Below are 15,911 nucleotides of genomic sequence, written 5' to 3' on the forward strand. Positions count from 1 at the left end.
GCCACCCAGCTGCCGGGACGTCAGGCCTGGTTGGCGATCAGGGTTCGGACCAGGCGGAGGCCTACGGAGAGTTGGGCCAGTTCGGGGCCTTCGGTGTCGACGATTTCTTCGAGCATGGTGGCGGCACGGGACAGGGCGGTGGCGTTCTGGTCCTGCCAGGTGATGACGCGATCCTCGGGGTCAGCCGTCGGGTCGGTGGTGGCGAGGACCTGGCGGGTGAGGCGGGCGTGCACCTGGTGCAGGTCGTCGCGGAGGGCGGCGCGGGCCATCGTCTGCCAGCGGTCGGTGCGGGGCAGGCCGATGATCCGCTCCAGGAAGCGACCGAGCTGCAGCCGCTCGCCCAGCGCGAAGTGGACCTTGGCGATCTCGAGGATGTCGATGTCGTCGCGCGACGCCGTCTCCACGAGCCCGAGACCCGCGTACGCCGGCGGCAGCACCGCGATCCGGGTCGCGAAGTCCTCCGAAACACCCTTCTGCACAAGGGCTTCGCGCCGCTGCTCGAACAGGGCCAGCTCACGACCCCGCAGTACGTCGGGCAACGCCGCCGTCAGCTTCGCGATCCCCGGCCCGAAGAACTCGATGAGCTCCTCGATGTCCACCGGAGGCCGCCGGTTCGAGACCAGCCAGCGCGTCGCCCGCTCGACCAGTGTGCGCGTCTCGAGCCGCATGTGCGTCTGCGTCTCGGCGTCGACCACGTTGTCCAGCTCGGCGTTGCGGGTCAGCAGCTCCGGCTGCGAGAAGATCCGCGAGGCGGCCAGGTTCGCCCGTACGACGTCCTCGACCGTCCCGCCGGTCTCCAGCGAGAGCCGGTGGTACGCCGTGACGCCGGACGTGTTCACGAACTCGTTGACGACCTGGGTCGTGATGATCTCGCGGCGCAGCTGGTGGCTCTGGATCTGGTCGGCGAACCGCTCCTGGATCGCCTTCGGGAAGTAGCTGGCCAGCTTGTGCGCCAGGAACCCGTCGTCCGGCAGCGACGTCTTCAGCAGCTCGGCTTCCATCACGATCTTGGTGTACGCGATCAGCACCGACAGCTCCGGCGAGGTCAGTCCGCGCCCGTCGGCCTTGCGCCGCTTGAACTCCGTGACGCTGGGCAGGAACTCGAGCTCCCGGTCGAGCAGGCCCTGCTTCTCCAGCCGCCGTACCCAGTCCTGGTGGACGTGCATGAGCGCGGCCGCCTGCGCGCCGGCGTTGGCGAGCGCGATGTTCTGCCGGTAGTTGCTCTTCAGCACCAGCGCGCCGACCTCGTCGGTCATCGACGCGATGATGTCGTTGCGCTGCTTCTCGGTCAGGTCGCCGTCCGCGACCACCTTGTCCAGCAGGATCTTGATGTTCACCTCGTGGTCGGAGGTGTCCACACCGGCCACGTTGTCGATGAAGTCGGTGTTGATCCGCCCGCCGGCCGCGGCGTACTCGATCCGGCCGAGCTGGGTGAAGCCGAGGTTGCCGCCCTCGCCGACCGCGCGAGCGCGCAGCTCGGAGCCGTTGATCCGGATCGCGTCGTTCGCCTTGTCGCCGACGTCCGCGTTCGACTCGCTGCTGGACTTCACGTAGGTGCCGATGCCGCCGTTCCAGAACAGGTCGACCGGCGCCTTCAGGATGGCGTTCATCAGCTCGGCCGGGGTGAGCTTCGCCGGACTCCCCTCGATCCCGAGCGCAACGCGAACCTCCGGCGAGATCGGGATCGCCTTGTCGGTGCGCGGGAACACCCCGCCACCGGCGGAGATCAGCGAGGCGTCGTAGTCCGCCCACGACGACCGGGGCAACTCGAACAGCCGCCGCCGTTCGGCGAACGAGGCGGCCGCGTCCGGCGACGGGTCGAGGAAGATGTGCCGGTGGTCGAACGCCGCGACCAGCCGGATGTGCTCCGACAGCAGCATCCCGTTCCCGAACACGTCACCGGACATGTCGCCGACGCCGACGACGGTGAAGTCCTCGTGCTGGCAGTCGTGGCCCATCTCGCGGAAGTGCCGCTTGACCGACTCCCACGCGCCGCGGGCGGTGATGCCCATCGCCTTGTGGTCGTACCCGACCGAGCCGCCGGACGCGAACGCGTCGCCCAGCCAGAACCCGTACTCCTTCGCGACGCCGTTCGCGATGTCCGAGAACGTCGCCGTACCTTTGTCCGCGGCGACGACCAGGTAGGCGTCGTCACCGTCGTACCGCACCACCGAAGCGGGCGGAACGATGTCCCCGGCAACGATGTTGTCGGTGATGTCCAGCAGCCCGGAGATGAAGGTCTTGTACGACGCGACGCCTTCGGCGAGCCACGCGTCCCGGTCGTGGGAAGGGTCGGGCAGCTGCTTGGCGTAGAACCCGCCCTTCGCGCCGACCGGCACGATCACCGAGTTCTTCACCATCTGCGCCTTCACCAGGCCGAGCACCTCGGTGCGGAAGTCCTCGCGCCGGTCGGACCAGCGCAGCCCGCCGCGCGCGACGGCACCGAACCGCAGGTGCACACCCTCGACCCGCGGCGAGTACACGAAGATCTCGTACGCCGGCCGCGGCTGCGGCAGCTCCGGGATCGCCTTCGGCTCCAGCTTGAGGGAGATGTACGAGCGCGGCCGACCGTCGGGCCCCGGCTGGAAGTAGTTGGTCCGCAGCGTCGCCTTCATCACCGTCAGGTACGAACGCAGGATGCGGTCCTCGTCCAGGCTCTGCACCGTGTCCAGCGCGGCCAGGATCTCCTTCTCCAGCTGGTCGGTCCGCATCACCCGGTCCGGGTCGTCGGCCGGCCCGCGCGCCGGATCGAAGCTGGTCTCGAACAGCTGCACCAGCAGACCGGCCACGTCGACGTGGTTCAGGAAGGTGTTCTCGATGTAGTCCTGGCTGAACGGCGTACCGCCCTGGCGGATGTAGCGCTGGTAGGCGCGCAGGATCGACACCTGCCGCCAGCTGAGGTTGCCGCGCAGCACCAGCGCGTTGAGCTTGTCGGACTCCGCCCGGCCCTCCCAGACCGCCTGGAACGTATCGGAGAACAGCCTGCGGAGGTCCTCGCGCTCCTCGGTGTCGTCCGGCACCTTCAGCCCGAAGTCGTAGATGTAGGCCATCGTGCCGTCGGCGCGGCGGATCTCGTACGGGCGTTCGTCGACGACCTCCACGCCCATCGCGCTCAGGTGCGGGAGGACCTGTGACAGCGACAGCGACGACCCGGTGCGGAACACCTTGAAGCGGCGCTCACCCTCCCACTCCTCGTCGATCGGGCTGTAGAGCGACATGGCCAGACCGTTCTCGGCCGGCAGCCCTTCCAGGATGTGTACGTCGTTGACCGCGACGCGCGCGTCGAAGTCCTCCTTGTACGCCTCCGGGAACGCCTGCGCGTACCGGCGGAACAGCTTGGTGACCGCGCCGTCGCCGCCCTGGGCGTGCAGCGCCGCGGTGAAGTCGTCCTCCCACGCCCGGGTCGCCTCGATGACCTGCTGCTCGAGCATCTCCGCGTCGTACTCGCCGACGGTCTCGCCCTGCTTCATCCGGACCACGAAGTGCACCCGGGCCAGCACGGACTCGGTGACGTAGGCGGCGTACGTCACGGTCTCGGCGCCGATGGCGTCCTTCAGGATCTGCTGCATGCGCAGCCGGACCGCGGTCGTGTAACGGTCACGCGGCAGGTAGACCAGGCAGGACAGGTACCGGTTGTACACGTCACGCCGTACGAACAGCTTGACCGCGCGCCGCTCCTGCAGGTGCAGCACCGACTGCACGATCGGCAGCAGGTCCTCCACAGGTGCCTGCAGCAGCTCGTCACGCGGGTAGGTCTCCAGTACGTCGAGGAGGCCCTTGCCGCTGTGGCTGTTCGGGTCGAAGCCGGTCAGGCGGAACAGCTCCAGCGCCTTACGACGCAGTACCGGGACCTGCATGACGCTTTCGGTGTACGCCGTCGACGACAGCAGACCGATGAATCGGCACTCGCGGACCGGGTCGCCGTTCTCGTCGAACTGCTTGATGCCGACGTAGTCCAGGTACGTCGACCTGTGCACCGTGGACCGGGAGTTCGCCTTGGTCAGGATCAGCAGCTTCCGCTCCTGCGCCTTGGCGCTCACCTCCGGCGGCAGCTTGCCGGAGCCCGGCTTCGGGTCCGGCCGGAGGATGCCCAGCCCGGTCCCCGCACGGCCGCGCAGGATGCCCTGCTCACCCTCCATGAAGAAGTCGTACTCGCGGTAGCCGAGGAAGGTGAAGTGCTCGTCGGCCAGCCACTCCAGCAGCTCGCGGGCCTCCTCCACCTCGCTCTCCGACACCGGCAGGTCCGCGTCGTCCAGCCCGACCGCGATGCTGACCGCCTTCTCGTGCATCTTCGGCCAGTCCTCGACCGCCTCGCGCACGTCGTTCAGCACCTTCTGCAGCGCCTGCTCGAGGGCGCGCTGCTCGGCGACGTCGGCGACCCGCTCGATCTCCAGGTGCATCCAGCTCTCGCGAACCAGGTCGTGCCCGTCCGCGGCCGTGGTGTCGTCCAGCACCTCCTGCAGCGTGCCGGCGACGTCGCGGCGGACCACGAACTGCGGGTGGATCAGCAGCTGGAGCTCGAGGTTGCGTTCGGTGATCGCCATCGAGGCGCTGTCCACCAGGAACGGCATGTCGTCGATGACGATCTCGACCACGGTCCGGCCGTTCGCGGACCAGCCGTGCTCCTGGAGCGTCGGCGTGAAGACATGGACCTTCGCCGTCCCCTGGGGACGGGACATCGCGGCCTTGTAGTGGTGCCGTGCGGCACCCAGGCAGTCGTTCGGCTGGCGCTCGGCGACGTCTTCGGCAGCCACGTGCCGGTAGTACTGCTCGAGGAAGGTCTTCAGCTTGACCGGGTCGACCACTTTGTCGTGCCCATGTGTTCCCGTGGCCACCGCCTTCGCGATCACATCGGCCTTCAGGACGTCCAGCTTGCTCTGCATTCCCCACCGTCTCCACACGTGACGTCGGCGTCGCTCGCGCCGGACCGCACGACATTGTGCGGTCACTCAGAGATTAGTCCACCTTTGTCACTGGTGTGGTGTCGGGACGGGGCTGTCATCGATTGGTGAGGTGGAGTTCCGAAGGCGGGCAGACACCGTCCTGCGCGGCGCGCATCCGGCAACTCACCGGCCGTGATTTCTCTCCAGCGGACAGTCCGTGTCGCAGTGCCGGCCGATCGTCTCGACGATCTCGTCGGAGACCTCGCCGAGGACGGCCAGACGCTCGGAGCCGAACACGTCGACGAAGAATTCCCGGACCCGGGCGGCATGCACGGGCGCACACTCCTTGATCGCGGTCATGCCCTCCTCGGTGATCGCGATCTCCGGGTACCGCGCGTCGCACGCCTCCTTGCGGACCAGGCCGCGCTTCTCCATCCGGGAGAGGTGGTGCGACAGCCGGCTCTTCTCCCACTGCGTCGCCCGGCCGAGCTCGAACGCGCGCATCCGGCCGGACTCCGACTCGGACAGGTTGACCAGGATCTCGAAGTCCGATCCGGACAGGCCGAACTCACGCTGGAGGTGACGCTCCAGGTGCGTCTCCAGCGTCCGCTTCATCAGCAAATAGCTGCGCCAGGCCTTCTGCTCGTCGTCGTCGAGCCACGGTCCCTTGCTCACGGGAACCATCCTACCCGCCTGGGTTGACACATCAACCCAGCGCGCTAGGATCGGTCGAGTTGACACATCAACCTAACTGTTCGAGGAGTGACCGGATATGAGCAAGCTGATCGCCGTCGTCGGAGCGACTGGGGCCCAGGGCGGGGCCTTGGTTCGCGCGATCCTGGCCGATCCGTCCGGCGAGTTCGCCGTACGGGCGCTGACCCGCAACCCCGACTCCCCCGGCGCGAAGGAGCTGGCCGCGGCCGGTGCCGAGATGGCCGCCGCCGACCTCGACGACGAGGCGAGCGTCCGGGCCGCGTTCGACGGCGCGTACGGCGCGTTCGTGGTGACGAACTACTGGGCTCCGCTGACCCCCGAGCAGGAGGCCGTCCGGACCCGCGCCGAGATGGAACTCGAGCAGGCCGAGACCGCGGCGCGGGCCGCCCGCGACGCCGGCGTACGGCACCTGATCTGGTCGACGCTCGAGGACACCCGGCCGTTCTTCGCCGGGCGTGACGACGTTCCGAGTCTGGACGACGGCCGCTACAAGGTCCCGCACTTCGACGCGAAGGGCGAGGCGGACGAGCTGTTCACGAAGTACGGCGTACCGACGACGTTCCTGCGGACCACGTTCTACTTCGACTCGCTCGTCACCGCGATGGCGCCGACGCGGAACGCCGACGGCACACTGACGATCTCGTTCCCGATGGGCGAGCAGCGGTTGTCCGGCATCGCCTCCGACGACATCGGCCGCAGCGCGCTGGCGATCCTCAAGCGCCCGGACCTGATCGGCGGAACCGTCAGCATCGCCGGCGACCACCTCACCGGCGACGAGTACGCCGCCGCCCTCTCCGAGGCGATCGGCGAGAAGGTCGTCTACCACGCACCGACCGTCGAGGAGTACCGCGGGTACCCGTTCCCGCTGGCCGTCGAGATGGCCAACATGTTTCAGTTCTACGCCGAGAACCACGACGAGTTCACCGGCAACCGCGACCTCACCAAGGTCCGCGAACTGAACCCGGACCTGCAGTCCTTCAAGACCTGGCTCGCGAACCACCGCGACGAGCTCAAAGCCCTGCAGAACTGACGAAATAGCGCATCGCCTGCGACCAGTCGCGCACATCCGGGTAGGAGCAGCGGTGCGTGCATCAGTTGTCCGGTCGTGGCGAACGCGCTCGGGCTGCGGTGATTGCGGCGTCGATGTCCCGGTAGATCGCGAGTCGTGACTTGTTGTCGGTGTGGTGGAGGATGTCGCGGACCTGGCCGATGTCGCGGGCGAAGTAGAGGCGGACGTCGCGGTCGGCGAGTTCGCGGCTGAGTTGGTCGAGCATGCCGGCCGCGGTGACGTCGATGAAGGGGCTGCTCTCGCCGTCCAGCACGACGGCGAGAGGTCCGGGTGCGGCGAGGGCACGGATGCTGTCGCGGACGTGATCGGCGTTCGCGAAGAACAGCCCGGATTCCACGCGGATCACGAGGATGTCGTCCTCGGGGTGGAGGTCGGGGTGCCGGTCGGCGTCCACCCAGAGTCCTGGCCGGTCGGTGTCCGGGATGCGGACCAGCCGGGTCACGTGCGGCCGGACGGCACGGTAGAGCAGCAGCGTCATCGAGACGGCGATGCCGATTACCAGGCCGGGCAGGGTGTCGAAGACGAGCACGCCGAGCATCGCGGCGATTGCGGCGAGGAAGTCCGCGCGGGCGGCGGGGCCGTAGATGCCGCCGAGCCGTTGGGTCCACACGCGATACAACCGGCGCAGCGCGGCGATGTCGACCAGCTCGATGACCGCGGCGATCACGATGGCGGCCAGGGTGGCCTCGGGGAGCTCCTCGAACAGGCCGGTCAGGAACAGCAGCGTCACGACCGTGAGTGCAGCGACCGTCAGCCCGCTGATCTGGGAGCGGGCACCGGCCCCGCCGTTGACTGCGGTCTTGGACAGGCTGCCGTTGACGACCATCCCGGAGGCGAGGCCTGCTCCGAGGTTCGCCACGCCCAAGCCGACCAGCTCCCGGTTGGCGTCGATGTCGTAGCCGGCCCGGGCGGCGTACGTTTTGGCCGCCGCCAGTCCCTCGGCGAACCCGACCAGCAGCACCCCCGCGGCCGGGCCCACCAGCGCGAGGTAGTCGTCCCACGCCAGCCCGGTAGGGAGGCCGAACGTCGGCAGGCCGGACTGGATCGGCCCGACGATCGCCACGCCACGCTGGTCGAGGTCGAACCAGGCAACGGCGGCGATGCCGAGCAGGACCGCCACCAGCGACCCCGGGACGAGCGGCAGCCAGCGGCGCAGGCCCAGCACCACGACCAGGCTGAGCACGCCGACAGCCAGCGTGGTCCCGCTCGTGTTGTCCAGGGAGGTCAGTAGGTGCCACAGCTTGGCGAAGAAGTCGCCGTCACCGCCCTCGATTCCGAACAACTTGGGGAGTTGTCCGGCCACGATCGTCAGCGCCAGCCCGACGATGAACCCCTTCAACACCGGCTCGGAGATGAACGAGGCGAGGAACCCCAGCCGGGCCAGCCCCGCGGCCACACCGAGCACCCCGGTCACCAGCGCGAGCGCGGTTGTCAGCGCGGCGTACCGATCGTCGCCGGCCGCGACGAAGGTGCCGACGATGCCGGCCGACAACGCCGCGGTCGCCGACATCGGACCGACCACCAGGTGCCGGGAACTTCCGATTGCCGCGTACAGCACCAGCGCCGGCACCGCCGCGTACAGGCCTACCACCGGCGAGACGCCCGCGATCGTGGCATAGGCCAACGACTCGGGCACCAGCACCGCCCACACCGTCAGGCCCGCGACCAGATCGCGGCGCAGCCACCGGGGCCGATACCCGGCCAGCGAACCGAACAGCAACCCCACGCGCGTCACCCGCCTCCCTCGTCGGCCTGCGGGCCGCCGATCCCCCTTGCCGATCAAGACGACGCCGAATGCCGCTCAACTCTCAGCGGCCGGCGTTGCCGATGACGGCTTGTCCGGACTACTCAGGTGTGACGATGGCGAAGTTCGGGTCGCCGGGATCGAGAAGCCCGAACAGTCGATCGAGAATCCCGGCGTCGCCCTTGACCTGGATGCCGGCGGCAGCCAGCGCGTCGGGATCAGTCGTTGCCCGGGCCAGAGCGGGCAGCGAGGCGCGAGGCATGGTCAGGGTCACGTCGGCGTCTCCGCGCTGTGGGGCTGAGGTGTAGGTGAGCGCACCGTTGGACAGGCGGAGCCGGTAGCGCTCGTCGACGTCGCTGAAGACGACGTCGATGGACAGGGTCTGGTCCCAGGCGCGGGGTCCGTCGAGCTGGATCGCGAACGCGTCGAACAGCATCGCCGGGCTGAGGTTGGAGACCACGTCGGCCGATGCGGCCACGGTCGGGGTCCCGAAACTGCCGTCGCGGAGCTCGGTGGCACCGGACAGGTAGAAGCTGCGCCAGGTGCCGTTCTCGCAGCCGTAGCCGAGCTGCTCGTAGGTGTCGGCAAGCAACTCGCGGGCGGCGGCGTGATCGGGCTGGGCGAACACGACGTGGTTGACGACCTCGGCGACCCAGCGGAAGTCGCCGTTGTCGAAGGAGGCCCGCGCTTTCTCCACGACGGCGTCGGCGCCGCCCATGAACTCGACGTACCGGGTGGCGGCCTCGACCGGTGGGTGCTGCCACAGATGAGCGGGGTTGCCGTCGAACCAGCCCATGTAGCGCTGATAGATCGCCTTCACGTTGTGGCTCACCGAGCCGTAATAGCCGTGGGTGTGCCAGGCGTTCTCCAGAGCGGGCGGGAGCTGGATCAGCTCGGCGATCTCCGGGCCGGTCAGTCCCTGGTTCAGCATCCGCAGGGTCTGGTCGTGCAGGTAGGCGTACAGATCGCGCTGGAGCCTCAGATAGTGGACGACCTCCTCGTTGCCCCAGGTGGGCCAGTGATGGGAGGCGAAGACAACGTCGACGTCCGCACCGAACAGGTCGATGGTCTCGGTCAGATAGCGAGCCCAACCGTGCGGGTCGCGGACCAGCGCGCCCCGCAGAGTGAGGAGGTTGTGGAGGTTGTGGGTGGCGTCCTCGGCGGCGCACAGCGCCCTGCGGTCAGGGAAGTAGATCAGCATCTCCGAGGGCGCCTCGGTGTCGGGTGCCATCTGGAACACCATCCGGACCCCGTCGATGGTCTCCTCCTGGCCGGTGGTGGAGATGAAATCGGTCGGCGCGATCAGCGTGATCGTTCCGGTCGAGGTCGTCTGCCCGAGGCCGGCGCCGACCTGGCCACGCGGGCCGCGGGCCAGGGCTGCGCCGTACATGTAGCCGGCCCGCCGGCCCATCGCGGTGCCGGCGTAGACATTCTCGGAGACGGCGTGCTCGGTGAACCCTTCTGGTGCAAGGATCCGGACCCGCCCGGCGTCGACGTCGTCTTGGGAGACCATGCCCTTCACACCGCCGAAGTGATCGACATGCGAGTGGGTGTAGATGACTGCTCGGATGGGCCGGTCGCCCCGGTGCTCGCGGTACAGACCGAGCGCAGCGGCCGCGGTCTCGGCCGACAGCAGCGGGTCAATGACCACGAGACCGGCCTCACCCTCTACGAACGTGACGTTCGACAGGTCGAAGCCGCGCGCCTGATAGATGCCCTCGACCACTTCGAAGAGCCCTTGCCGGGCGACCAGCTGCGACTGCCGCCACAGGCTCGGGTGCACCGTGTCCGGGGCGTCCCCGTCCAGGAACGCGTACGAGTCGTTGTCCCACACCACCTCCCCGGAGTCGGACCGCACCACACCCGGGCTGAGCTCACCGATCAGACCCCGCGAGGTCGCATCGAAGTCGGCAGTATCGGACATCGGCAAAGTCTCGAGCGCCGCTCGGTGCAGGACGCGGACGGCAGCGCTGGCATCACGAGGAGTCGTCATGCCCCCGAGTCTGGTCCGTCTCGGCCGCGCGCGACTTCACCCGGCAAGGATGAGGTTGACAGCACCACCAACTCATCCGACTCGAAGGAGATCAGCGACCCGCCGACCTCAGCTACCGACCGTTCCACTGTCGATGGTCTTGCTCTTGGTACCTGTCACTTTCACGTCGAAGCCATTGGGTACTTCGCCCTGCCGACTCGCCGGGCAGCTACGCCGAGAACCACGACGAGTTCACCGGCAACCGCGACCTCACCAAGGTCCGCGAACTGAACCCGGACCTGCAGTCCTTCAAGACCTGGCTCGCGAACCACCGCGACGAGGTCAAAGCTCTGCAGTCCAGGTAGCCGTTTGTGCGTGCCTCGGCCATGATCGATGTATGCGTCTGATCGACCTCAGCCACGTCATCGAGGACGGAATGGTCACCTACCCCGGGCTCCCCGGGCCACGGATCAGCATGCACCTGACCTTCGAGGCGTCGAAGAGCCACTACGCACAGGGAACAGTGTTCTCCATCGGCCGAATCGACATGGTGGCCAACACCGGGACCTACCTGGATACACCTGCACACCGCTTTCCTGACGGTCACGACCTGTCCGCGCTGCCGCTCGAGAGGTGCGCAGATCTGCCGGCGGTCGTGGTGGACGCGGTGGGTACCGTCACTCCCGACGACCTGACAGGGCTGGAGCTCGCGGGGGCGGCGGTGCTGCTGCGGACCGGCTGGGATGCACACTGGGGCACCGAGCGGTACGGCGACAGCAGTCATCCGCACCTCACCGGTGAGGTAGCCGAGGCCCTCGTGGAGGCCGGCGCCATGCTCGTGGGCATCGACTCCGTCAACATCGACGCCACGACCACAGGCGAGCGGCCGACACACACCTGCCTGCTGCGGGCCGGCATCCCTGTCGTCGAGCACCTTACGCATCTGGACCAACTGCCGGCCACGGGCGCGCGATTCACTGCTGTCCCGCCGTTGCTTGCGGGTATGGCGACCTTCCCGGTCAGGGCATTCGCGACCGTGCCCTAACGTCGGCGGCATCGACCGAGGCGAACCGGGCGGCCCACGGTTCGAGCTCGACCCGGAGCGAAGTCAGAAGCTGCGAGATCATCCGATACCACCCAACGACGACGATCAGCTCCAGGAGTTGATCATCCGACCAGAGACGCTGCAGTTGCGCCCAGAGCTCATCTGAGACACACAGACCGCTCTGCAGATCATCCGCAAGGCGTATGAGCAGCCGCTCCCGGGCCGACCACACCGGATCGTCGGCCGTACCTCGTACGGTTGCAGCCAGTTGAGCCTCGGTAAGCCCGAGCGGGCGGCCGAACACAACCGCGTGGACGCCCCACTCGTACTCGGCGCCGGTGCTCGCCGTCACGCGCGCGATCACGATCTCACGTTCCCGGGGATCTATCCGTGGACGCTGGAGCAGCAAAGCACCTAACCGGCCCATACTGCGAGCCAACTCTGGGTGCACCGCCAACGTGCGGAACAACTGCAGCGGCTCGCGATCCGGAGCTGCGGCCATGGATTCAGCCAACCACGCCGCCACCTCCGGTGGGTACGGCTCCGAAACCGGTGCGATCCGCGCCTCTGACCGTGCAGTCATACCTCACCACCTCGTCTCGACTTCAGGGATGCAGGCCTACTCGGCCGTCAGCTCGGCAGCCACCTGCCGGAGCACCTTTTCGATGCGCACCGAGGATGAAGGTGCCGCGGCAGCGAGTCGCTCTTCCATGGAATCTCCTTGCGAACCCGGCGCTCGAGAGCTCGGGTGTGCGCGGCAGTCAGCTACCCATCGGACGCGACGCGCGCGCTCGTCGTGCTTCTGTTATCGAAGTAGCCTAGCGCTTCGAGAAGCGAAGCACAAGAAGGAACGTGCGGCAGCCCTCGCCTCTTCCGAAAGGAGTCAGCTGCTTCTATAATCGAAGCACGCTCAGTGTGACCTGGCGTCTCGAAATACCGTAACCAGCCGATCGGAGTCCCCCATGATCGCGATGATCTTCGAGTACTGGATCGATCCACAGCGTCCGGACTTGTACGACGAGTACCTCGCCGAGTCGGCGAAGATCCGCGAACTTCTCCCGGGCTCACCGGCTTCCACGGGATCGAGCGATTCGAGAGTTCCAGCACCGAAGGAAAGTACGTCTCCTTGGCCTTCTTCGACGACGAGGACGCGGTCGCCCGGTGGCGCAAGACCCCACAGCACCGTCGAGTTCAGGCGCTGGGTCGCAGCCGACTGTTCACGCAGTACCGTCTGCGGATGGCCGAAGTGACGCGCGACTACGGCGGGCGCAATCGAGACCAGGCGCCGGCCGACAGCCGGGCGATTCACGGATGATCGCTCACCACGCAGTGCAGGCGACGGCGCTCAGCTCCTCGCGAGGGCTTCCTTGCGAATCAGGTCGAGCACGGACGGGTTCTGGGAGGTGGTCGTAATCGCGACGACCTTCCGCACGAACCGGTCGTCGTCCAGCAGGCTGAGCATGCCCGCGGCGAGGTCGACCCGTGCGGTGAATCGGCCGCCGGGGTGCCCGTCGTTCATCGAGTAGTCCGTTGCCGCTGGGAGTTCGTACAGGCCGCCGGGTCGCACGATTGTCCAGTCCAGATCACCTGCCTGCACCAGCGCTTCCATTCGACGCATGTCGTCGTACAGCGTCTTGCCGACCACGCGAGTCATGAAGGGCTGGAGGATTCGATTGAAGACGAAGCCTGCGCCCGGGTAGGACACAGGGTCGACGGCGCTCGAACTGACGACAACGAGGCGGCGTACGCCGTGCCGGTGCATTCCTGCAACGATGTGCGACGTCCCTCGGGAGTACGTGTCGACCGGCTCTCTGCTGTACGGCACGCCGAGCGCGGACAGAACTGCGTCCGCGCCGGCAACGACAGCTGCGACCGCAGCCTCGTCGTGGACGTCGACGCCTGCGACGGTCAGCATCTTGTCGTCGTCTGGGAAGGCGTCAGGCCGACGGGTGACCGCTACCGCCTCGTGGCCCGCCCGTAGGACTTGATCGGTGAGCAGCCGGCCGGTGGGGCCGCTGGCGCCGAAGATGACAATGCGCATCGTTCATTCACTCTTTCGGTGATGCCGCCGGTGGGTCAGATGAGGTAGGAGTCCTCGATTGCCGCAGTACCGCCGACTCGGACCGACTGGCCGTCTGGACCGGATCGGGACGTGGCCGTGATCGTGGATGGTTTGCCGAGCGAGTCGCCCATGTCGACAGCCAGCGTAGAGAAGCCTTGGTCTGCGAGATGAGCGGCCAGGCAGGCTGTGCTGTTGGCGTTGGCGATGTCTTCGGGGACACCGATCGAGGGGGCGAACATCCGGGCTGCGACCCGCCCTTCTGGTGAGGGCGTGCTGTACACGTAGCAGCCGAGCAGTCCCAGTCGGTCGCAAGCGCCTCGAAGGTGGGTCATGTCAGGTGCCAGCTCGGCCAGCGCCTCCGGGTCGGACACCTGCACCAGCATCCGTGGCCGTCCCACCGAGGCGATGCGGCACCGTGCCGGCGCCCCTACCGGATTGAGGCCCAAGGCAAGGAGAATCGCTGTGCTCTCGCTCGTGAGAGGAACTCGCAGGTCGACGACTCCGGGATCGAAGGCAGCGTCGTACCGACCGTGACCGCCGGTGGTTCGGCCGCGGAACGTCCGGCCGCCGGCGCGCAGAACAGTCTCGTGCTCCGGCGTCCGGGCGCGTTCGGCCAGTACTGCGAGCGCTGCCACGGTGCCGTGCCCGCACGCGGGCAGCTCACCAGCTGCCGTGAAGAAACGCAGCGCTACGACCGGGCGCCCGGATTCGTCGTTCGGCCGCGAGACGAACACCGCATGGGAGGTTCCCACGGCGATCGGCACCGCACGGCGCTCGGCATCGGTCAACGATGTCTCGTCGACCACCGCGGTGGGACTTCCACCAAGCCCCGCACGCTGACAGGTGTGCACGACCGTAACTCGGAGATTCATGTCCACCTCACCACGCTCCCACGCGGTCACCGGATGAGTAGGCCGAGTGTCAGCGAGGCGACGGCGAGCGTGAGGAAGCCCAGTGCCAGACCGAACTGGGGCGAGTAGTCGCCGGCGAGAACGTGGGTGTAGACGGCGCAGACGAAGAACAGCGTGAGGCCGGCCGCTGCGGCGACACCGACCAGCGGCATCCCGAGCAGGCCGATCAGAAGGCCAATGGCGCCGACTGTCTTCAACGTACCGATCGGGAAGCTGAGCCAGGACTCCGGCACGCCCGCCTTGCGCATGCCGGGGCGGATCGGCGGGAAGTGGAAGAGGGCTGCGACGCCCGAGAAGGTGTTGGCGGCAACCGCCAGAACGGTCACGCCCAAATATGCGGTGAACACGGGAAACTCCCTCGTCTCTCTCAGGTGGTCAAGTCCGGGGTCGCACCGGGGTCAGCAGGTCCTCGCTCACCCGGCTGATCGCGACCTCTCCCGAGAACGTCTCGATCTCCTCGACCTCGAAGTCGGCGAGACTCTCGCGGATCGCGGCCGCACCCTGCTGCGCTCGCTCGAGGAGCTCCGCCGACCTGAACGCCGTGATGGTCAGCAGGGTGTCGGTCCCGGTGCGGACTGCCTGATAACTCACGATTCCGGCGGGCACCTGGACCGGCGCCGCGGCGCCAGGCGGGACATCAGCAGACAGTTGTGCCGCAAACAGCCTGTCGACGTTGACCATGAGGTCGTCCATCGAGCCGCTCATCCTGTACCGGCGAATCATGACGTGCATCGCATCCATCTCCAGGTGTTGTTCGGTCCGGCCGCCAACGGCGGCCAGCAAGCTTTCGGGTCCATCAGCGTATGTCAACACTTGTCTGCAAACAACTGTATGCCTACGCCTGTTGGCATACAGGGTTAGTGATGTGATCTGCTTGTTTCGGCTGGCTCAGGCGGCGTGACCCGTCTGGAGCCGCGTGGCGATCTCGGTGGCGCGGCGCGCCTGGTAGCGGGCGGCTTCGAGCGCTGCGTCGTCGGGGAGGTCGCCCTGGCCCGCGTGGAAGGAGGTGCCGTACGGGTTGCCGACCTGGAACTGGATGGGGTCGGTGTAACCGGGCGGAACCAGAATGCCGCCCCAGTGGTAGAAGATCTGGGACATCGCCAGCAACGTGCTCTCGTGGCCGCCGTGGAGCGTGCCCGCGGCCGTGAACGCGCCGTACACCTTGTCCGCAAGCTTGCCCTGCTGCCACAGAGGTCCTGTGGTGTCGATGAACTGCTTGAGCTGGCTGGTCATGCTGCCGTACCGGGTCGGCGTGCCGAAGAGCACGACGTCCGCCCACTCCAGGTCGTCGAGGGCAGCCTCCGGGATGTCCGCGGTCTGCTCGCGGTGAGCCTGCCAGGCAGGGTTCCGCGCGATGGCCGCGGCCGGGGCGAGTTCGGCGACGCGACGAAGCCTGGTCGCAGCGCCCGCCTTCTGCGCACCTTCGATCGACGCCTGCGCGAGAGCGTGGACGGTACCGGTGGCGCTGTAGTAGATCACTGCGACCTTGGTCTGGTTCTGCATGGCGATAT

General features: G+C 67.7%; 13 protein-coding genes. 3 read left to right on the forward strand and 10 right to left on the reverse strand.

All coding sequences use genetic code 11. From position 1 onward, the window contains the following. Positions 1-20: 20 nt before the first annotated feature. Both BJY22_RS38255 and BJY22_RS38260 read right to left on the reverse strand, forming a co-directional pair. A complete protein-coding gene (locus BJY22_RS38255) occupies positions 21-4,883 on the reverse strand; it encodes an NAD-glutamate dehydrogenase (protein WP_167216814.1) in 4,863 nt (1,620 codons plus the stop codon). 183 nt (positions 4,884-5,066) lie between these two features. Continuing rightward, positions 5,067-5,567 carry a MarR family winged helix-turn-helix transcriptional regulator gene (locus tag BJY22_RS38260; protein WP_202891454.1) on the reverse strand — a complete coding sequence of 167 codons (501 nt, stop codon included), beginning with the start codon at positions 5,565-5,567 and terminating at the stop codon, positions 5,067-5,069. Between the two features lie 88 nt (positions 5,568-5,655). Here BJY22_RS38260 and BJY22_RS38265 point away from each other — a divergent pair, with 88 nt between their 5' ends. After that, positions 5,656-6,627: an NmrA/HSCARG family protein gene (locus BJY22_RS38265; protein ID WP_167216818.1), complete on the forward strand. Its 972-nt coding sequence runs from the start codon at positions 5,656-5,658 to the stop codon at positions 6,625-6,627. A 61-nt stretch (positions 6,628-6,688) separates the two neighbouring features. Here the strand turns inward: BJY22_RS38265 and BJY22_RS38270 are convergent, their stop codons facing one another. Both BJY22_RS38270 and BJY22_RS38275 read right to left on the reverse strand, forming a co-directional pair. Then, positions 6,689-8,401 carry a SulP family inorganic anion transporter gene (locus BJY22_RS38270; protein WP_337759786.1) on the reverse strand — a complete coding sequence of 571 codons (1,713 nt, stop codon included), beginning with the start codon at positions 8,399-8,401 and terminating at the stop codon, positions 6,689-6,691. Between the two features lie 109 nt (positions 8,402-8,510). After that, positions 8,511-10,403, reverse strand: a complete 1,893-nt coding sequence (locus BJY22_RS38275; RefSeq protein WP_167216820.1) for an alkyl/aryl-sulfatase — start codon at positions 10,401-10,403, stop codon at positions 8,511-8,513. Positions 10,404-10,779: 376 nt separating this feature from the next. On the opposite strand from BJY22_RS38275, the gene BJY22_RS38280 reads away from it, so the two are divergent. Then, positions 10,780-11,427 (forward strand): cyclase family protein, encoded by a 648-nt coding sequence (locus BJY22_RS38280; RefSeq protein WP_167216822.1) that lies wholly within the window; start codon positions 10,780-10,782, stop codon positions 11,425-11,427. Here the strand turns inward: BJY22_RS38280 and BJY22_RS38285 are convergent. After that, positions 11,402-11,953 carry a carboxymuconolactone decarboxylase family protein gene (locus tag BJY22_RS38285; RefSeq protein WP_202891455.1) on the reverse strand — a complete coding sequence of 184 codons (552 nt, stop codon included), beginning with the start codon at positions 11,951-11,953 and terminating at the stop codon, positions 11,402-11,404. The two genes, BJY22_RS38280 and BJY22_RS38285, sit on opposite strands and share 26 nt — an antisense overlap. 459 nt (positions 11,954-12,412) lie before the next feature. On the opposite strand from BJY22_RS38285, the gene BJY22_RS38290 reads away from it, so the two are divergent. Then, the gene (locus BJY22_RS38290; protein WP_202892587.1) at positions 12,413-12,742 is read left to right on the forward strand and encodes an antibiotic biosynthesis monooxygenase family protein; all 330 of its coding nucleotides are present in this window, start codon (positions 12,413-12,415) and stop codon (positions 12,740-12,742) included. Positions 12,743-12,772: 30 nt separating this feature from the next. Here the strand turns inward: BJY22_RS38290 and BJY22_RS38295 are convergent, their stop codons facing one another. The 5 genes from BJY22_RS38295 to wrbA form a co-directional block, all read right to left on the reverse strand. Then, entirely contained in the window at positions 12,773-13,468 is a 696-nt protein-coding gene (locus BJY22_RS38295) for an NAD(P)-dependent oxidoreductase (RefSeq protein ID WP_167216826.1), read from the reverse strand. 35 nt (positions 13,469-13,503) lie between these two features. Beyond that, positions 13,504-14,361, reverse strand: coding sequence for a PhzF family phenazine biosynthesis protein (locus BJY22_RS38300; protein ID WP_167216828.1), 858 nt, complete (start codon positions 14,359-14,361; stop codon positions 13,504-13,506). Positions 14,362-14,387: 26 nt separating this feature from the next. Beyond that, on the reverse strand, positions 14,388-14,747 hold the full coding sequence (locus BJY22_RS38305; RefSeq protein WP_167216830.1) for a DoxX family protein: 360 nt from the start codon (positions 14,745-14,747) through the stop codon (positions 14,388-14,390). 28 nt (positions 14,748-14,775) lie between these two features. After that, a complete protein-coding gene (locus tag BJY22_RS38310) occupies positions 14,776-15,093 on the reverse strand; it encodes a hypothetical protein (RefSeq protein ID WP_167216832.1) in 318 nt (105 codons plus the stop codon). Between the two features lie 195 nt (positions 15,094-15,288). Further along, a complete protein-coding gene (gene wrbA, locus BJY22_RS38315; protein WP_167216834.1) occupies positions 15,289-15,903 on the reverse strand; it encodes an NAD(P)H:quinone oxidoreductase in 615 nt (204 codons plus the stop codon). Between the last annotated feature and the right edge of the window lie 8 nt (positions 15,904-15,911).

It is taken from the genome of Kribbella shirazensis, from assembly GCF_011761605.1.
GTDB lineage: Bacteria > Actinomycetota > Actinomycetes > Propionibacteriales > Kribbellaceae > Kribbella > Kribbella shirazensis.